This is a genomic window from Alcanivorax sp. HI0044 (assembly GCF_001634945.1).
Genome location: NZ_LWEZ01000238.1, coordinates 1 through 966 on the forward strand (window position 1 = coordinate 1; position 966 = coordinate 966).

Annotated in this window: 2 protein-coding genes; both read left to right on the forward strand. The window is 56.5% G+C overall.

Annotated features, from left to right (window positions below; genetic code table 11):
* On the forward strand, positions 1 to 120 hold a 120-nt coding region (locus A3730_RS30155), incomplete at its 5' end, for a methylenetetrahydrofolate reductase (protein ID WP_197477246.1).
* Between the two features lie 473 nt (positions 121 to 593).
* On the forward strand, positions 594 to 966 hold a 373-nt coding region (locus A3730_RS03090; protein WP_063537453.1), incomplete at its 3' end, for an aminoacyl-tRNA deacylase.

The window sequence follows — 966 nt, forward strand, 5'->3', positions numbered from 1 at the left end:
GAAGAAGTGGTTACCCGTCTGTGCGAACGGCTACTGGCCATGGGCGCGCCGGGGCTGCACTTCTACACCATGAATCAGGCCGGGCCGAACCTGCGCATTCTCGACAATCTGGGAATGTGACAAGAGACGCTGCACGCGCCAGGCAGCATGCAACACGCAACAACGCGGGCAGGGGTTATGCCAGACGGCATGATCACTGCCCGCGTTTTTATTGAACCCTATCCCTTAAAGAATATTGTAGGAGTTCCCTTCCAGGGGACGAATCGCGCTTGCGCGAAAATCGCCGGCAATATGCTCAGGCGTGCCAGCTGGGCAGGCATCCCTCAAAAAGAAATTTGCTTTTTATTCTCCTCGCTGCGCTCGGTTCGTCCCCTGGAAGGGAACTCCTACAGCCACCACACAAGATACACCGACCGCTCGTCCTATTCTTTTCCGCTATAAAGATTAGCGCATATTTGTATTTCTCCTCCTTGTTCGCCGGCTCTACCCTTAATCAGACATCCTGTCACGGAGCGTCTCCTGGGCTCCAGCCACAAGCTGTTTGTCAGGCCGCTCCCCAATCCCGGCGACACGATTCCGGGAGGAGGTTCGTCATGCCCGCCCGCGCACTGGCCGATTTTCTCGACAACAACGGCGTGAATTATCACTGCTACAACCACGCGCCCGCTGTTACCGCTTCCGAGGTAGCACAGTCCGCCCATATTCCCGGCCGACACATGGCCAAGACCGTGATTGTGGACGTGGATGGAAAACTGGCCATGGCGGTGCTGCCTGCCAACCAATATCTGGATCCGGAAAAATTACGCCAGGCCCTCCATGCCAACCGCGTTGAGCTGGCCAGCGAAGACGACTTCAAGGATTGCTTCCCGCTTTGCGAACCCGGTGGCGAACCGCCGTTCGGGAATCTGTACAACATGAATGTCTATGTGGACGACACCTTGCTTCGCGAAGATTGGCTTGCCTTCA